Origin of the sequence: Microbacterium sp. B19 (assembly GCF_000333395.1) — a bacterium.
In the GTDB taxonomy this organism is placed as follows: domain Bacteria; phylum Actinomycetota; class Actinomycetes; order Actinomycetales; family Microbacteriaceae; genus Microbacterium.
In genome coordinates this window covers 1-16,392 of the sequence record NZ_BADA01000224.1, presented here as the reverse complement: position 1 = coordinate 16,392, position 16,392 = coordinate 1, and the positions used below count along the sequence as shown (strand labels likewise).

Annotated in this window: 14 protein-coding genes and 2 pseudogenes; 8 read left to right on the top strand and 8 right to left on the bottom strand. The window is 69.6% G+C overall.

Annotation, left to right across the window (positions count from 1 at the left end; all coding sequences use genetic code 11):
• Nucleotides 1–176, bottom strand: a pseudogene (locus tag I5G_RS23980) (fasciclin domain-containing protein); the annotation flags it as partial.
• Between the two features lie 4 nt (nt 177–180).
• On the opposite strand from I5G_RS23980, the pseudogene I5G_RS23975 reads away from it, so the two are divergent.
• The 4 genes and pseudogenes from I5G_RS23975 to I5G_RS08345 form a co-directional block, all read left to right on the top strand.
• A pseudogene (locus I5G_RS23975) lies at nt 181–519 on the top strand (ATP-binding cassette domain-containing protein); the annotation flags it as partial.
• A 5-nt stretch (nt 520–524) separates the two neighbouring features.
• Nucleotides 525–1,745 (top strand): multiple monosaccharide ABC transporter permease, encoded by a 1,221-nt coding sequence (gene mmsB, locus I5G_RS08355; protein ID WP_022878649.1) that lies wholly within the window; start codon nt 525–527, stop codon nt 1,743–1,745.
• A 90-nt stretch (nt 1,746–1,835) separates the two neighbouring features.
• Nucleotides 1,836–3,047, top strand: coding sequence for an ROK family protein (locus I5G_RS08350; RefSeq protein ID WP_022878648.1), 1,212 nt, complete (start codon nt 1,836–1,838; stop codon nt 3,045–3,047).
• A gap of 288 nt (nt 3,048–3,335) precedes the next feature.
• Nucleotides 3,336–4,175 (top strand): lytic transglycosylase domain-containing protein, encoded by an 840-nt coding sequence (locus I5G_RS08345; RefSeq protein WP_022878647.1) that lies wholly within the window; start codon nt 3,336–3,338, stop codon nt 4,173–4,175.
• Between the two features lie 108 nt (nt 4,176–4,283).
• Here I5G_RS08345 and I5G_RS08340 read toward each other — a convergent pair whose 3' ends face one another.
• The 7 genes from I5G_RS08340 to purS form a co-directional block, all read right to left on the bottom strand.
• Nucleotides 4,284–5,207: a 2-hydroxyacid dehydrogenase gene (locus I5G_RS08340; RefSeq protein WP_022878646.1), complete on the bottom strand. Its 924-nt coding sequence runs from the start codon at nt 5,205–5,207 to the stop codon at nt 4,284–4,286.
• Nucleotides 5,208–5,247: 40 nt separating this feature from the next.
• Nucleotides 5,248–6,702, bottom strand: a complete 1,455-nt coding sequence (locus I5G_RS21425) for an FAD-dependent oxidoreductase (RefSeq protein ID WP_022878645.1) — start codon at nt 6,700–6,702, stop codon at nt 5,248–5,250.
• Nucleotides 6,699–7,187 carry an ureidoglycolate lyase gene (locus I5G_RS08330; RefSeq protein WP_026095771.1) on the bottom strand — a complete coding sequence of 163 codons (489 nt, stop codon included), beginning with the start codon at nt 7,185–7,187 and terminating at the stop codon, nt 6,699–6,701. Before I5G_RS08330 ends, I5G_RS21425 begins: the two co-directional genes overlap by 4 nt.
• Before the next feature lie 63 nt (nt 7,188–7,250).
• Nucleotides 7,251–7,988: a GntR family transcriptional regulator gene (locus tag I5G_RS08325; protein WP_022878643.1), complete on the bottom strand. Its 738-nt coding sequence runs from the start codon at nt 7,986–7,988 to the stop codon at nt 7,251–7,253.
• 22 nt (nt 7,989–8,010) lie between these two features.
• On the bottom strand, nt 8,011–9,453 hold the full coding sequence (locus tag I5G_RS08320; RefSeq protein WP_022878642.1) for a response regulator transcription factor: 1,443 nt from the start codon (nt 9,451–9,453) through the stop codon (nt 8,011–8,013).
• A 242-nt stretch (nt 9,454–9,695) separates the two neighbouring features.
• Nucleotides 9,696–10,403, bottom strand: coding sequence for a phosphoribosylformylglycinamidine synthase subunit PurQ (gene purQ, locus I5G_RS08315; protein ID WP_022878641.1), 708 nt, complete (start codon nt 10,401–10,403; stop codon nt 9,696–9,698).
• Nucleotides 10,400–10,648, bottom strand: coding sequence for a phosphoribosylformylglycinamidine synthase subunit PurS (gene purS, locus I5G_RS08310; RefSeq protein WP_022878640.1), 249 nt, complete (start codon nt 10,646–10,648; stop codon nt 10,400–10,402). The genes purQ and purS overlap by 4 nt, the downstream gene beginning before the upstream one ends.
• 208 nt (nt 10,649–10,856) lie before the next feature.
• Between purS and I5G_RS08305 the strand changes: the two genes are divergently transcribed.
• From I5G_RS08305 to I5G_RS08290, 4 genes are all read left to right on the top strand, one after another.
• Nucleotides 10,857–12,128: an ABC transporter substrate-binding protein gene (locus I5G_RS08305; RefSeq protein ID WP_022878639.1), complete on the top strand. Its 1,272-nt coding sequence runs from the start codon at nt 10,857–10,859 to the stop codon at nt 12,126–12,128.
• A 152-nt stretch (nt 12,129–12,280) separates the two neighbouring features.
• A complete protein-coding gene (locus I5G_RS21420; RefSeq protein ID WP_022878638.1) occupies nt 12,281–13,372 on the top strand; it encodes a carbohydrate ABC transporter permease in 1,092 nt (363 codons plus the stop codon).
• Nucleotides 13,369–14,268, top strand: coding sequence for a carbohydrate ABC transporter permease (locus I5G_RS08295; protein ID WP_022878637.1), 900 nt, complete (start codon nt 13,369–13,371; stop codon nt 14,266–14,268). Before I5G_RS21420 ends, I5G_RS08295 begins: the two co-directional genes overlap by 4 nt.
• Before the next feature lie 29 nt (nt 14,269–14,297).
• Nucleotides 14,298–15,767: a glycoside hydrolase family 1 protein gene (locus I5G_RS08290; protein WP_022878636.1), complete on the top strand. Its 1,470-nt coding sequence runs from the start codon at nt 14,298–14,300 to the stop codon at nt 15,765–15,767.
• Nucleotides 15,768–16,392: the final 625 nt, after the last annotated feature.

Sequence of the window (16,392 nt, the reverse complement as noted above, 5' to 3'; positions counted from 1 at the left end):
TCGGAGCGGGGATTCGCAGCCGGGGGCATCAGCACCGAGTCGATGAGGTACACGGTGGCGTTGGCGGTCTGGACGCCACCGCAGATGACGTTGGCGTCGTTGACCTTGATCGAGTCGCCCGAGCCGGAGACGGTGACGTCGCCGCCCTCGACCGTGGCGTGGGTGCCGTCGATCTTGTCCAAGGCGCCCAGCGTCGCCGCGATCACCGGACGCCTCTCCGGCGGGAACCAGCAGAAGGTCGTCCTGTCGAAGTGGATGTTCACCGGACCCGACGTGCTGATCCTCGACGAGCCCACCCGCGGCATCGACGTCGGGGCGAAGTACGAGATCTACGGAATCATCAACGAACTCGCGGCCCAGGGTAAGGCCGTCATCGTCATCTCGTCGGAGCTGCCCGAGGTCATCGGCCTCTCCGACCGCATCTACACCATCTCCGAGGGACGCATCACGGCCGAGGTCAGCCGAGCGGATGCCACCCAGGAGACGCTCATGCGGCACATGACCGCCGGAAGGAACTGACAGCAATGGCCACCGCATCCACCCAGACGGTCGAAGCGCCGACGCAGCCCGGGCCCCGCCGCCGCGGCCTGCTCGCGCGCATCAACTTCCGGCAGTTCGGCATCCTCGCCGCGCTGATCATCATCATCGTGCTGTTCCAGGTGCTCACCGGCGGGCGCCTGCTGATGCCGGGCAACGTCAACAACCTCATCCAGCAGAACGCCTACGTGCTGATCCTCGCGATCGGCATGGTCATGGTCATCATCGCCGGCCACATCGACCTGTCGGTCGGGTCGGTGGTCGCCATGGTCGGCGCGATCGCGGCGATCGCGATGAACCAATGGGGCCTGCCCTGGTACATCGCCGTGCTGCTCTCGCTCGTCGTCGGCGCCGTCGTCGGTGCGTGGCAGGGATTCTGGGTCGCGTTCGTCGGGATCCCCGCGTTCATCGTGACCCTCGCGGGCATGCTGCTGTTCCGCGGCCTCACGCTGGTCCTCCTCACCGGCGGCACGATCAGTGGCCTGCCCGACGGCTTCACGGCGATCGGCGCCGGGTGGCTGCCGCCCGCGCTCGGTTACGTCGGCAACTGGGACAGCCTGACCCTCGTGCTCGGCGCGATCGCGAGCGTCCTGCTCATCGTGCAGCAGCTGCGCACCCGCGCGACGCTGCGCCGCCTGGAGCTGCCCCGCGAGGTGGCGTGGTCGTTCTGGCTGAAGAACGTGATCGCCGTCGTGGCGATCATGGCCGTCGCCTTCACGATCGCCGCCTACAACGGCACGCCCATCGTCCTGATCATCCTCGCGGTGCTCGTGCTGGCGTACACGTTCGTGCTGAACCGCACGACGTTCGGCCGTCACATCTACGCGATGGGTGGCAACCTGTTCGCCGCCGTGATGAGCGGTGTGAAGACGAAGTGGGTCAACTTCTTCATCTTCGTGAACATGGGCGTGCTCGCCGGCCTCGCCGCGGTGGTCAGCACCGCGCGTGCCGGTGGTGCCGTGGCATCCGCCGGTCAGAACTACGAACTGGATGCCATCGCGGCGGTGTTCATCGGTGGCGCCGCCGTCCAGGGTGGTATCGGTACCGTCGTCGGCGCGGTCGTCGGTGGTCTGGTGATGGGTGTGCTCAACATGGGCCTCTCCATTCTCAGCGTCGACGCGGCCTGGCAGATGGCGATCAAGGGCATCGTGCTGCTCCTGGCCGTCGCGTTCGACATCTTCAACAAGCGACGCAACGGCGGTGTCTGATCGGGTGGGGAGNGNGGCCTCGAGNNGCGCTCCCCACACCGGCCGTAACCGGGACTCGGGCGATGCGACAATGGTGGAGGTGCTCCCCTCATGACCCCTGCCGTGTTCGAGCCCGCGACGCCGCTCGCACCACCCGCAGGTCGTACGACGAACGACCTGATCCGTCAGCAGAACCTCGCGTCCGTCCTGTCGTTGCTGCACCTGCGGGGAGCGCTCTCACGCGCGCAGCTCGGCGCCACCATCGGCCTCAACCGCTCGACGGTCACGGGCTTGGTCATGGAGCTGACCGAACTGGGGCTCGTCCGCGAGGTCGCGGCCGGTGAGCGCACCGGAAAGGTCGGTCGGCCCACGCTCGACATCGAGCCCGAGGACCACGTCGCCGCACTGAGCGTCCGCGCGGAACCGCACGCCGTGACCGTGGCCCTCGTCGGGCTCGGCGGTGTCGTGCACGCGCGGCTCCGCCACGACACGGCGACCGCGCCGTCGCCCCGCCGCTTCGTGCAGATCGTCGCGTCGTCCGTCGAGGCGATGCGCGCCGACATCGACCGGCACTACCGCGTCGTCGGCGCGGGGCTTGCGGTGCCCGGCCTCGTCAACGCCAACGGTTCGGTGCTGGTGTCGCCGACCCTCGGGTGGCGGCGCGATCCGGTGGCCGCGCGTCTGAGCGACGAGCTCGGCATCCCGGTCTCCGCCGGAAACGACGCGAGCATCGGCGCCCTGGCCGAGTCGCGGTTCGGTGTCGGCGTCGGCGTCTCGAACCTGCTGTACCTCGGCGGCGCGATGCACAGCATCGGCGGGGGTCTCATCATCGACGGCACGCTGCTGCGCGGAACCTCCGGCTACGCCGGCGAACTCGGCCACACCGTGATCGACCCGCGCGGGCGCGCGTGCGTGTGCGGACGCCATGGATGCCTCGAAGCCGAGGTCCGGCTCGACCTCCTGGAACCGCTGCTCGGGCGCCGGAAGCTCGACGAGGACGAGCTCGACGTCGAGCTCGGCGTCGCTCGCGATCCGCGGGTGCTGGCCGAGGTCACGCGCCAGGTCGAGGCGCTCTCGCTCGCGCTGACGAACTTCGTCAACGCCTTCAGCCCCGAGACCGTGGTGCTCTCCGGATACCTGGGCGCGCTGCTCTCGGTGAGCCGCGAGCGCCTGGCCGAGGCCGTGCGCGTGCACCCGCTCGGCGCCGAGGGACGCACGATCCGCCTCGAGCGCGCGCTCCTGCGCTCGCGCCTGATGCTCATCGGCCCCGCCGAGCTGGCATTCGCGGACCTGCTGGCGAATCCTGCGGGCTTCCGCGGCTGACTCTGCCGGCGGGCCCTGGCGGCTGTGCGCTGCCCCCGCCGCGTTCCTTCCTGCGCGCTGCCGTAGACGTCGTTGCGCCTGCGCGCTGCCGCAGACGTTGAGTGTCCAAGACACGCGGACGCTGCGCGGCCCGGTCCGCGTGTCTTGGACACCGAACGGGTCGGCCCGCCGGGCACGGGCGCCGACTGCTGCCCCGGAACGAAAGTCGCCGTTCACCGACGCGTCGCCTCGCGGGGCTAGTCTCGCCGCGGCGTTCGCTACCCGGGTGGATGCCAGGGGAGGGCCCGCGTGGATCTCGACGCCGGCCGCGGTCGTTCGTGGTCATCCGTCTTCGCCGCCGTGCTGGCGGCGCTCTTCGTCGGCATCGCCGTCGTCCTCGTGGTGTCGGCTCAGGCCGCCGGCCGTGAGCGTCCGCTCGAGGAGCGCATCGCCGCCCCCGCCGCCGCCGAGATCGCTGCGACGGTGACGACGGATGCCACGTCCACCGCCGAGGTGAGCGAGGTGCCGGCGCCGGATCCCGCCCCGGCCGCCGCGCCCCCGGCCGCCGCGCCGTCGAGCGCCCCGCTCTTCACCGCCGATGCGACCTGGAGCGCGCGGACCGCCGCAGCCACCGGCATCCCGGAACGCGCCCTCCGGGCGTACGCGTCGGCCGCGCTGACCCTCAAGGTCGAGCAGCCCTCGTGCGGCCTGGGCTGGAACACCCTCGCGGGGATCGGGGCCATCGAGTCGGCGCACGGGACGCACTCGGGCGGGCACCTCGACGACGCCGGGTACCCGCAGCCCGTGATCCGCGGCATCCCGCTCGACGGCAGCGCGAGCGCCGCGATCGCCGACACCGACGGCGGACGCTGGGACGGGGATGCCACCTGGGACCGGGCCGTGGGGCCGTTGCAGTTCATCCCCGCGACGTGGCAGCGGTGGGGAGCCGACGGCAACGGCGACGGGGTGGCCGACCCGAACCAGATCGACGACGCTGCGCTCGCCGCGGGCCGCTACCTGTGCGCCGCCGGCGAGATGACGAGCGCCTCCGGCTGGCGGCGGGCGATCTTCTCGTACAACCACCTCGACAGCTACGTCGACGACGTCGCCGCCATGGCCAACACGTACGCCGCACGCGCCGGCGGCTGAGCAACCCCCACGCGTTCCGCGAGACTGCAGGCGCCTGACAAGTCCGTTGCAGACTGCAGTGGAGATGTCGGCCGGATGCAGTCTCGCGTCGTCGGTACGGAGCGCCGGTCAGCCGCGCAGCACCACGTTCTCGGGCTCCTCGCCCGCGAGGAAGTGTTCGATCTGCCGGCGGACGAGCCGCGCGATCCGAGGCCGCATCGCTCCCGTGGCGCCGCCGACGTGCGGCGCGATGAGCACGCCCTCGAGGGTCCACAGCGGGTGGTCGGCGGGCAGCGGCTCGGGGTCCGTGACGTCCAGCGCCGCACGGATGCGCCCCCGCTGCACGTGGTCGACGAGCGCGTCGGTGTCGATCACGGGGCCGCGGCCGACGTTCACGACCAGCGCTCCGTCGGGCAGGGCCGACAGCGCGGCGTCGTCGACGAGGTGCTGCGTCCTGTCACCGCCGGGAAGCGACACGATCAGCACGTCGGTCGCGGCGAGCACGTCGTACAGCTCTCCGAGGGGGAGGACCTCGACGTCGTCCTGCAGCCGACCGTGCGACGCGACGGCGCGCAGGTCGACCTCGAAGGGCTTCAGCCGCGCGGCGACGGCACGACCGACACCGCCGAAACCGAGCAAGGTGACCCGGGCGTCGGCGAGGCCGGGTGTCCACTTCGGCTTCCACTCGGCGCGGTCCTGCGCCCGCACGAACCGGGGCAGCGCGCGCTGGGCCGCGAGCGTCAGGGCGACGGCGAGTTCGGCGGTGGCCGTCTCGTGCACGCTCGTGGCATTGGCGAACACGATGCCCTCGGGCAGGCGGCCCTCGACGTTGTCGTAGCCGATCGACTGGCCCTGCACGAGCCGCGTGGACACCTCGGACAGCCGCGCGATGACGCCGTCCATCGACATGTACGGCGGAACCACGATGTCGATGTGAGGCCGGGGCGCGGCATCCGTCATGTCCCAGACGAGCACCTCCACGCCGTCCGGCAGGGGCTGCAGATCGTCGCGGAGCTGGGCGGTGGGCACGGACACGATCAGCGAGGAAGTCACCCGCCCCACGCTACCCGCGGGTCCGGCGACCGCGGCCGCTTCAGCCCGTGACGTCCGCCGGCACGGGCCGCCGTCCGATGTGCACTCCGACCGGGACGTCGTAGGCGAGGTACTCCGCCATCAGCGCCTCGGCGTCGCGGGTGAACAGCCGTCGCGACAGCGCCGCGGCGAGCTTGGTCGCGCCGCCGACGAGCCCCGGGATCTGGTGGCTCAGCATGCCCTGGCTGATCCGCGCGCCGTGGTTGAACATGTGGATGCGCGACAGCGCCGACCCCGCCGCCGCACTCCGGCCGACGAGGCCGAAGTCGTCGTCGAGGTACGGGAACGCGGCGAGCCCGGGGTTCTCCGCCACCTGCGCCGGGCTGAGGCGGTCGCTCCAGAGCGTGGCATCCGGAGCCACCTTCGACAGCTCAGGGCGACGCGAGAGATCCGCGACGATCCCCGTCGCGGCGATGACGACGTCATACCGATGGATGCCATGCGGCGTCGTCACGACGACGTCGGTGCCGTCCCACTCGACGGACTGCCACGGCGACGACGTCAGGAAACGGAAGCCGTCGAAGGCGTGCGCGCGCCAGATCGCGTTCTGCGTCGCAGGCTGGTCGACGGCGGAGAGGTGCACGTTGAACGTCCACTTCTGCGAGTCGGTGAGCGAGCCGTAATTCTCGATGAGGCCCGAGAATTCCATCCAGCGGTAGGGGCTGACCTGCGGCATCGCGGGGCGCCGCATGTGCACCTCGACCGCGGCCGCGCCGTGCTCGAGCGCGGTGGCGGCGTTGTCGAACGCGCCGGTGCCGGCGCCCAGGATGCCGATGCGCTTCCCGGCGAGGGCGGCGAAGTCGATCGCGTCGTGCGTGTGATGGACGCGGTCCGCGGGGAGCGCGTCGAGCAGCGACGGCAGGTACCGCCCGCCCGCGCCCTCGATGCCGGTGGCGAGCACGACGTGCCGGGCGAGCAGCACCCACGAGCCGTCGGGGCCCTCGAGGTGCAGGCGCAGGGGGCCGTCGGCATCCGTCGGGGTGATCGACGTCAGCGCGGTCGAACCGACGACTTCGATGCCGGCGACCGTGCGATACCACTGCAGGAACCCTTGCCACGCGACGGTCGGGAAGAAGGCGATGTCGTCCCACGCCGTTTCGCCGTACACGGCCTCGAACCACGCGCGCGGGCTCGCCGCCGGGACGCCCCACGTCGGCCACGCGATGTCTTTCGGTGTGCGCAGCGTGTGCATGCGGGCGTACGTGGTCCACGGTCCGGTGGCGTCGATCGGGGCGGAGTCGAGCACGACGACGTCCTCGATCCCGCGGCGGCGCAGGCCCCGGGCGAGCACGAGTCCGGCCTGCCCGCCCCCGACGATCACGACCGGGTGTTCGCCGTCGCGCTCGCCGACCCACGAGCGTCCGTCCCCGGCGCTGAGCGCCTCCTGGTGCGCGGCCTCGCGTTCGAGGGCGGCCAGGCGAGCGCCCGCGTCGGCGAGCGGGGTGAGCGTACTCACTCGACGACGACGCGCACGCCGTAGGCGTCGTCGAGCCGGAAGTTGTGGTGGTCGGTGACGTTCGTGTCGTCGAGTTCGAGGTTGACGAAGTCCATGCTCGGCTCGGCGAAGAACGGTCCCGCGTGCCACGTGCCCTTGAGCATCGTGATCGCGGTGCGCGGCGGGATGCGGAACGCGCGCAGGTCGTCGAGCGTCGGCTCGTCGATGCCCGCCGGTGCGACGGCGATCGTCCACTCGACGTCGCCGACGGCCATGAGCGTCTGTGTGGTCTCGAGGTGCCGCGTGACCCGGACGAACTCCGGCTTCTTGTCGTCGAGCGACATGAGATAGAAGCGCGGGATGCCACCGGATACGTCGAGCACGGCCTCCTCCGACGTGAAAGGGGTGCCGTCGGCCATGGGCGTCAGGATGACGCCGAACGGGGCGAAGTTCTCGGCGGTGACCGTCGCGGCGGTCAGCGAGTGGGCGGGGAGCGTCTCGGTCATGTCCCGACCGTACACCTGTCTGACAAGTTGTGGAGCCGCTTGTCGGACACGTTCACGACCTCGTTACGCCCCCGAAACGCCCCGATCGTGCCGCACCCGGCGGATGAGCGCATTGCGCAGTCCCGCCGGCGCCGACACCTGCACCTCGCGCGACCAGTACCCCACGTCGTCGCCTGTGCCGTACCCGCAGTAGGTCATCTCGACCACCGGGATCCCCGGGCTCGCGTCGAGCAGCTCCGCCCGTTCGGCATCCAGGCTCACCGCGTCGACCCACAAGGTTTCCCACGCGACCCGGATGCCATTGGCCGCCTCCGCGAGGTCGAAGACCGGGTGTTCCGGGTCGAGGTCGACCGGACGAACCAGGGGGACGAGATCCTCCGCGAGGGCGTAGGGCACCCCGTCCACCCGCCACACCTTCACGGTGCGGAAGACCCGCGTCCCGTCGGGAAGGTCGTCGAAGCGATCGGGGTCTCCAGCCTGGAGCACGCGGACCCCGGATGCCACGACCTCGAGCAGCGGCTCGTACCCGGCGCCGCGGATCGACAGCAAGTGGTCGAACTGCTCGTCGATGCGGCGGCCGACGTCGGGCAGCCGGCGGTTCGGCGTCGTGCGCGTGCCCTGCGTGCGGTGGACGTACCCGCGCTCCTCGAGCCGGACGAGCGCTTCGCGGACCGACGCGCGGGACGCTCCCGTCAGCTCGGCGAGCCGCGGCTCGGACGGAAGCGTCTCGAGGTCGCCGCTCCAGAGGGCGAGGATGCGGTCGATGACGGCATCCTGGTCGGTCGCACCGCGCGGAGTCACGAGAACACGGTACCTGCGCGGGTCACTCGTCCGGGCGCTGCAGTAGCTCGACGGCATCCTCCCGGCTCGACACCCCGAGCTTGCTGTAGATCGAACGCACCTGAGACTTCACGGTGTTGAGTGAGACGTTTCGAGCGCGTGCGATGTCGGACAGGCCGAGGGTCGAGGTCAGCAGGTACGCGAGTTCGCGCTCGGTGGGGGTGAGGACGGCGAACGCGCCCGACCCCTTCGAACGGGCGGCGATGGCGGGGAGCAGCTGTCGCATGATCCCGATGGTGGGCACCAGATCGGGGTTGTGCTCCGTGACGAGGTCGAGCAGTCGCTCCGTGTCGTCGAACGGGATCATGAGGAACGGTGTCACCGAGCCCCCCGTCCGACCGATCAGACGCACGACCGATTCCATGCTCTGCACCGCCCGCTTCTCGCTCCCGAGGCGGAGGAAGGCGACGGCGCGCCGTGTCAGCAGCGGCGTGAGGGTCCGCAGGCAGTGCTCGTCGAGCAGCGCGACGCAGGCATTGGTGGTGTCGATGACCTCCCGCTCGCGACCCATCTGCAGAAGGATGCCGGCGCGTTGCATCGGGAAGCAGACCGCGTGCCCCGGGTGCGTCACCGCGGTCGAGAGCACGGCCAGCGCCTCGTCGAACTCGCCTTGAGCGGTGAGCATGTCGGCGTGCAACCCCACGAGGAGGTCGCGGACGATGCGGAAACTGCGCGTGCGACCCGAACCGAGGAGGAGCTCTCGGCTTGCCGCCAATCCGGTCGTGAAGTTCCGTTCGATGAACATGGTCGTCACGCGGATCATCCCGACGCTGAAGCTCCAGTAGGGGTCGTCGGGCTGCGCCGCTTCCAGTTCGTCGGCGATCTCGCGCATGTGGTCCATGTCGGCGTTGCTCACCGTCACGAGTCCGTCGCCGAGAAGGAGGCAGTGCGAGGTGTCGGCGGCATCCCATCCGTGGTCCGCGAACAGCGAGCGCGCCTCCTCGATCGCCTGCGCCGCCGACGGGTACTCGGCGTTGAGCCCGAGGTTCAGGGCCTGCACGCTGAGCGCGCGGTACCGCTGCGCCGGCGTCTCGGCGAAGAGCAGCGCCTCCGCGGCGTAATGAGCGCCGATCTGCGGCCATCCGATCGCGGCACAGTATTCGGCCACGCTCGCGAAGAGCCCGGAACGTGCCGGACCCGAGAGGGCAGCCGGTTGGATGAGGCGCCCGGTGTCGAAGTAGCGCTCGATGAGAGCGAGGCCCTCGCCCAGCGCGTCGTTGCGGGCGCGCGCGACGAGCATGGCGGAGAGCAGCATGGCCCGCGTGTCGGTCCACACCAGCGGTGCAGGGCCCAGATCGGCCTCCGCCAAGAGGGAGAGGTGTCGGGGCAGTGGCTGACCGTGACCCGGTTCCAGCCGGATCGCCGTGTGCGCGGCGGCCGCGCGCAGGGTGGCGTTGGGTTCGATGGAACCAGTGGAATCGCTCATGTGACCTCCGCCGGACGAGCGAAATCCGCACCGGAAGTGTGCACGGCGATCGCGTCGTGGATTGACAGACACCCAGGACGGGCGGCCGGACGCGAGTTCGGGCTCGTGAGCGACCACTGGAATCGCCTCCCCCCAGGGGACGACTCCACCCCTGAGGATATGACAAACGTGCGATTTTCGCCCGCGCCTGCACCGCCGACCGGGGCGGTCGGCCACCCGCGGGCGGGTGTGGAGGAGGGGTTCTACGCGGCCGCGGAAACCACGGCGGAGATCGCCGACGTGAAGAAGCCCAACCCATCGACGCCGGAGCGCATCGCGGCGGACGTGCCGGGGCCGAAGCCGGGCTCGACGGCGTGCTCCGGGTGCGGCATCAGGCCGACGACGTTGCCGCGCTCGTTGGTGAGTCCCGCGATGTCGTCGAGCGAGCCGTTCGGGTTGACACCCAGATACCGGAACGCGACGAGGCCTTCCCCGTTCACGCGGGCCAGGGTCTCGGCATCCGCGATGTATCCGCCGTCCGCGTTCTTCAGCGGGATGACGATCTCGTCGCCCTCGTCGAACGCGCTGGTCCACGCGGTCGAGGCGTTCTCGACGCGCAGACGCTGATCGCGGCGGATGAACTGCTGGTGCGCGTTGCGGATCAGACCGCCGGGCAGCAGGTGCGCCTCGACGAGCATCTGGAAACCGTTGCAGATCCCGAGGATCGGCATGCCCTGGGCCGCGGCATCCTTCACCTCGGCCATGATCGGCGCGAACGCGGCGATCGCGCCGGCGCGCAGGTAGTCGCCGTAGCTGAAGCCGCCGGGGAGGACGAGGGCGTCGACGCCGCGGAGGTCGTGCTCGCCGTGCCACAGGGCGACGGGTTCAGCGCCCGCGAGGCGAATGGCGCGCTGGGCGTCGCGGTCGTCCAGCGAGCCGGGGAACGTGATGACCCCGATGCGCGTCGTCACTCGACGACCTCGATGTTCACGACGTCCTCGATCACGGCGTTGGAGAGCATTTCGTCGGCGAGCTCACGGGCGCGGGCCAGCGTGGCCTCGTCGACCTCGCCCTCGACGGTGAGCTCGAAGCGCTTTCCGATCCGCACGTCGGAGAAGCGGTTCTCGCCCAGTCGCGACAGGGCGCCGGCGACGGCTTTTCCCTGGGGGTCGAGAAGCTCGGCCTTGGGCATGACGTCGACGACGATGGTGGGCATTCCAGCTCCAGGTGTCGGAAGGGCAATGGATGCCATTCTACGGGGCCGTCCCGGGAGTCGCCGGCCGCCTCGTGGGAGCGCTCTCTTGACAGCTTGAGAGCGTTCCCATAGCGTCTTCCCAGGTCGGTGAGAGCGCTCCCACGATTCAGAGGTCGAGGGGCGCCGCGAACAGGAGCACACCGACTCATCCACCACGAAGGAGTGTTCTGTGAAATCACGTGTCCTGCGTCGTGCCGCGGTCGTCGCGGCCGTCGCCTCCACCTCCGCCCTCGTCCTCGCCGGGTGTTCCGGCAGCGGGAGCACCGCATCGCCCGACGGTGACGTCACCCTCACCATCGCGACGTTCAACGACTTCGGGTACACCGACGCGCTCCTGCAGGAGTACATGGACGCGCACCCGAACGTGAAGATCGTCCACAACAAGGCGGCGACGAGCAACGACGCCCGCGAGAACTACTTCCAGAAGCTGGGTAAGACGGGCCTCGCCGACATCGAGGCGATCGAGGTCGACTGGCTGCCCGAGGTCATGCAGTACGCCGATCTCCTCGCTCCGGTTCCGGACGACCTGAAGAGCCGCTGGCTCGACTACAAGGTGAAGGCCGCCACGAGCCCCGACGGCCACCTCATCGGCTACGGCACCGACATCGGTCCCGAGGGCGTCTGCTACCGCTCCGACCTCTTCGCCGCCGCGGGCCTGCCCACCGACCGCGCCGAGGTCGCGAAGCTCCTCGAGGGCGACTGGTCCACCTACTTCGGGCTGGGCGACAAGTACGTCGCGGCCACCGGCAAGGCGTTCTTCGACTCCGCCGGCGGCACGTACCAGGGCGCGATCAACCAGGTCGAGGCCGCGTACGAGAACCCCGACAACGGCGAGATCACCGCCACGAAGAACCCCGAGGTCAAGAAGATCTACGACCAGGTGCTCAAGGCCAGCGCGACGCAGTCGGCGCACCTCGGCCAGTGGTCCGACGACTGGTTCGCGGGCCTGTCCAACGGCGCGTTCGCCACGATGCTCTGCCCCGGCTGGATGCTCGGCGTCATCTCCGGCAACGCCCCCGACGTCAAGGGCTGGGACATCGCCAACGTCTTCCCCGGCGGCGCCGGCAACTGGGGCGGCTCGTACCTGACCGTCCCCGCCAACGGCAAGAACGTCCAGGCCGCCCAGGAACTCGCCGACTGGCTGACCAGCCCCGAGACGCAGGTCAAGGCGTTCGAGAACGCCGGCACCTTCCCGAGCCAGAGCGACGCGCTGAAGGCGGACACGCTGCTCAGCAGCACGAACGAGTACTTCAACAACGCGCCGGTCGGTGAGCTCCTCTCCGAGCGTGCGCAGGCCGTGAAGGTCTCGCCGTACAAGGGGAAGTTCTACTTCCAGATCAACGACGCCATGCAGAAGGCGCTGACCCGTGTCGAAGACGGCACGCAGAGCGCGACCGACTCCTGGCAGCAGTGGGCGACTGAGGTCGACGCCCTGTCCTGACCCCGGCGAACGGATGCCAGGGGCCGCGGCTTCGCGCCCCTGGCATCCGTCGCCCGTCCCCCTTCTCGCGTGAGAGGTCAGAATTTGTCGCTTCTGCCCCGTCGCAGGCGACAAATTCTGACCCCTCACGCGGCAGAAACGGAGCACAGACCGTGACCAGCACACTCGAACGCCCCACGGGGGACGCGGCGCCGGAAGCGCGCGCCCGCGAGCCCCGGCGGGTGGGCTTCAGTAAGCGCCGCAGCGCGTGGGATCTGAAGCTCTCGCCGTACCTCTACATCTCGCCGTTCTTCATCCTGTTCGCGATCACCGGGCTCTTCCCGATCGCGTACACCGCGGTGATCTCGTTCATGGACTGGGATCTGGTCCGCAACTCGGGGCACTTCATCGGCTTCGACCAGTACGCGTGGGTGCTCAGCCAGCCGAAGTTCTGGATCGCCCTGCGCAACACCTTCAGCATCTTCCTGCTGTCGAGCGTCCCGCAGCTGATCCTCGCGATCTTCATCGCCGCGATGCTCGATCAGAACATCCGCGCCAAGACGTTCTGGCGCATGAGCGTCCTCATCCCTTACGTCATGGCCCCCGTGGCCGTGGCCCTCATCTTCAGCAACATGTTCGGCGACCAGTACGGCGTCGTGAACACCACGCTGCAGAGCCTGGGTCTGCCGGCCGTCTCGTGGCACTCGGACGCCTTCGCCAGTCACATCGCGATCGCCACGATGGTCAATTTCCGCTGGACGGGCTACAACACCCTGATCCTTCTCGCGGCGATGCAGGCCGTGCCGCGCGAGTACTACGAGGCCGCGACCGTCGACGGCGCGGGCAAGCTGCGACAGTTCTTCTCGATCACGCTCCCGAGCCTCAAGCCCACGCTGATCTTCGTCATCATCACCTCGACGATCGGCGGCCTGCAGATCTTCGACGAGCCTCGCATGTACGACCAGTACGGCACGGGTGGCGCCGACAACCAGTGGCTCACCGTGACGCTGTGGCTCTACAACGTCGGCTGGGGCGAGTGGAACTTCGGCCGCGCCGCGGCGCTCGCCTGGATCCTGTTCCTCATCATCCTCGCCATCGGCGTGATCAACCTGTTCATCACCCGTTCCGTCGTGCGCGACGAGGGTCGCCGCGATGCGAGGTCCCGCCGCGAGATGCGCGCTCAGGCGCGCGCCGCGAAGAGAGACCTGGAACGGGATGCCACGACCCCGCGCACCCGCGCCGCCAGAGAGGAGGCGGGCCGATGACCGCCGTCAACGCCGCCCCCGTCCCGATCGCCGATCCCGAGCTGCCGGCTCCGCGCCGCCGGCGCCCGGTGCGCGGCTCCCGCCCCGGGTGGTTCGTGTACGCCGCGCTCGGCGCGGTGCTGCTCGCGAGCGTGTTCCCCTTCTACTGGTCGCTCCTCATCGGGTCGGGAGACTCGTCCACGATCCGCGACGCGAACCGGTCGTGGATCCCCGGGGGCAACTTCTTCGCCAACGCCGCGTCCGTGATCGGCGACCCCGCGGTCAACTTCTGGCCCGCACTGATCAACTCGATCATCAGTTCCGGGTTGATCGCGGCATCCGTCGTCTTCTTCTCCACCCTCGCGGGGTGGGCGTTCGCGAAGCTGAAGTTCCGCGGCGGTCCGTGGCTGCTGGTCTTCGTCGTGGCGACGATGGCCGTGCCGACGCAGCTCGGCGTCGTGCCGCTGTACATCCTGTTCAGTGAGCTCGGGTGGACCGGGCAGCTCGGCGCGATCATCATTCCGGCGCTGACCAGCGCCCTTCGCGTGGTCTGGATGACGCAATACCTGCGCCAAGCGGTGCCCGACGAACTCATCGAGGCGGCGCGCGTCGACGGCGCCAGCTCGTTCCGCACGTTCCTCACGGTGGGGGTGCCCGCGGCGCGGCCCGCCGCGGCGATGCTCGCCCTGTTCACGTTCGTGAGCGCGTGGAACAACTTCTTCTGGCCGTTCATCGTGCTCGACCGCCAGAACCCGACGCTGCCGGTGGCGCTCTCGCTGCTGCAGTCCAACTACTTCGTCGACTACTCCATCGTGCTCGCGGGCGTGCTGCTGTCGACGATCCCGCTGCTGCTGCTGTTCGTCTTCGCGGGCAAGCAGCTGGTCAGTGGCATCATGCAAGGGGCGGTCAAGGGATGACGCTTGCGCCCACGGAAGGAACCCGACACATGTCCCATTCCCGAGCCTTTCCCGAGGGCTTCCTCTTCGGCGCGGCGACCGCCGCGTACCAGATCGAGGGAGCCGCGTTCGAGGACGGGCGCACGTCCTCGATCTGGGACGCTTTCAGCCGGGTCCCCGACGCGGTGATCAACGCCGACAACGGCGACGTCGCGTGCGACCACTACCACCGCTATGCCGACGACGTGCAGGTCATGAAGAGCCTCGGCCTGCAGACCTACCGCTTCTCGGCTTCGTGGTCGCGCGTCCGCCCCGACGGCGGCGCGCTCAACCCGAAGGGTGTCGACTTCTACAAGAGGCTCGTCGACGAACTCCTGGATGCCGGCATCCTCCCGTGGCTGACCCTCTACCACTGGGATCTTCCGCAGGCTCTGCAGGACCGTGGCGGCTGGACCGTTCGCGAGACGAGCGACCTCTTCACCGAGTACGCGCTCGACATGCACGACGCTCTCGGCGACCGCGTGAACGTGTGGACGACGCTCAACGAGCCGTGGTGCTCGTCGTTCCTCAGCTACACCGCCGGTGCCCATGCCCCCGGCCACTACTCGCAGGCCGAGGGCATGCTCGCCGCGCACCACCTGCTGCTCGGACACGGCCAGACCGTCCGCGAGCTGCGCGCCCGCGATGCCTCGCTCAACCTCGGGCTCACGCTGAACCTGACGGTGGCGGATGCCGTCGACCCGACGAACCCGGCCGACCTCGACGCCGCGCGGCGCATCGACGGCCAGTTCAACCGCTGGTTCCTCGACCCGGTGTTCCGGGGCAGCTACCCGGCCGACGTCATCCAGGACTTCCGGAACGTGGATGCCGAGGCCGTCCTCCGCTGGCAGGATGCCGTGCAGCCGGGCGACCTCGACGTCATCTCGACCCCGATCGACACGCTCGGCGTGAACTACTACCACGGCGAGTTCGTCGGCGGCACGCCGCCGCTCGTGAACCCGCCCGGGGGTGACGCCCCCACGGTGCGTCCGATCGCGTCGCCGTTCCCCGCGCACGAGAACCTCTACTGGCACGAGCGGGGCCTGCCGCGCACGACGATGGGCTGGGAGGTGCAGCCCGAGGCCCTGACCGGCCTGCTCGAGCGCGTGAGCGCCGAGTACTCCGCCGAGCCCGGCGTCGCGCTGTACATCACCGAGAACGGTGCCGCCTACGACGACGTCCCCGTGACGGAGGACGGCGAGACGCGCGTCCACGACACCGAGCGCGTCGAGTTCGTCGAGGCTCACCTCTCCGCGATCCTGGATGCCGTCGACAAGGGCATCGACGTCCGCGGCTACTTCTACTGGTCGCTGCTGGACAACTTCGAGTGGGCCTGGGGCTACGACAAGCGCTTCGGCATCGTGCACGTCGACTACGCCACGCAGGTGCGGTCCGTGAAGGACTCGGGCCTGGCGTACGCGCGGGTGATTGCGGAGCGGGCGCTGGCCTCCGTAGCAGAGGTCGTACCGCCCGCGGCATGAAGGCTTCGCCCTTCACAGCTCGAACGCCCGGCGCGTCGTCAAATGGAAAAGACGCACGGGGCGCGGACCAGAGGTCCGGCGCCCCGTGCGTCTGGCCCAACGGCCAGTGAATATTCGCTAGCGCTAAGCGTTCGTATTGATCCCCTTCGGAGCAGCCTGAAGGACAGTTCAGTAGAGGTGAGCGCGGCCGCTTGACGCTCTGACGCCGGCGTCAGCAGGCCTGTGTCTTGGACCAGATTGCGGCGGTGTCGGCGGCGGCGAGGTGGGTGGTGTTGGATGCGAAGAGGGTGAAGGTCGAGCCGTTCTTCGAGCTGTAGATGTTGCCGTCCGAGGTGCGGGCGAAGCCCCAGTGTCCGCTGACGCCGTCGCTGCAGGTGGCGACGTCGGTGATGGTGGCGGTGGCGGGGATGCCGCCGAGGTCTGTGTAGCTGTAGTAGGTGACCTTGTTATCGGTTTTGGACCAGATTGCGGCGGTGTCGGCGGCGGCGAGGTGGGTGGTGTTGGATGCGAAGAGGGTGAAGGTCGAGCCGTTCTTCGAGCTGTAGATGTTGCCGTCCGAGGTGCGGCGAAGAAGACCGATGTCGTGGTGTTCGCCGTGTCTCCCGGTGCGACGCAGACGGAGTCA

Excerpts from the sequence above, each read along its gene's own strand:
- mmsB (WP_022878649.1), top strand. The coding sequence starts at position 525 with ATGGCCACCGCATCCACCCAGACGGTCGAAGCGCCGACGCAGCCCGGG.
- I5G_RS08350 (WP_022878648.1), top strand. The coding sequence starts at position 1,836 with ATGACCCCTGCCGTGTTCGAGCCCGCGACGCCGCTCGCACCACCCGCA.
- I5G_RS08330 (WP_026095771.1), bottom strand. The coding sequence starts at position 7,187 with ATGACCGAGACGCTCCCCGCCCACTCGCTGACCGCCGCGACGGTCACC.
- I5G_RS08320 (WP_022878642.1), bottom strand. The coding sequence starts at position 9,453 with ATGAGCGATTCCACTGGTTCCATCGAACCCAACGCCACCCTGCGCGCG.
- purS (WP_022878640.1), bottom strand. The coding sequence starts at position 10,648 with ATGCCCACCATCGTCGTCGACGTCATGCCCAAGGCCGAGCTTCTCGAC.
- I5G_RS08295 (WP_022878637.1), top strand. The coding sequence starts at position 13,369 with ATGACCGCCGTCAACGCCGCCCCCGTCCCGATCGCCGATCCCGAGCTG.
- I5G_RS08290 (WP_022878636.1), top strand. The coding sequence starts at position 14,298 with ATGTCCCATTCCCGAGCCTTTCCCGAGGGCTTCCTCTTCGGCGCGGCG.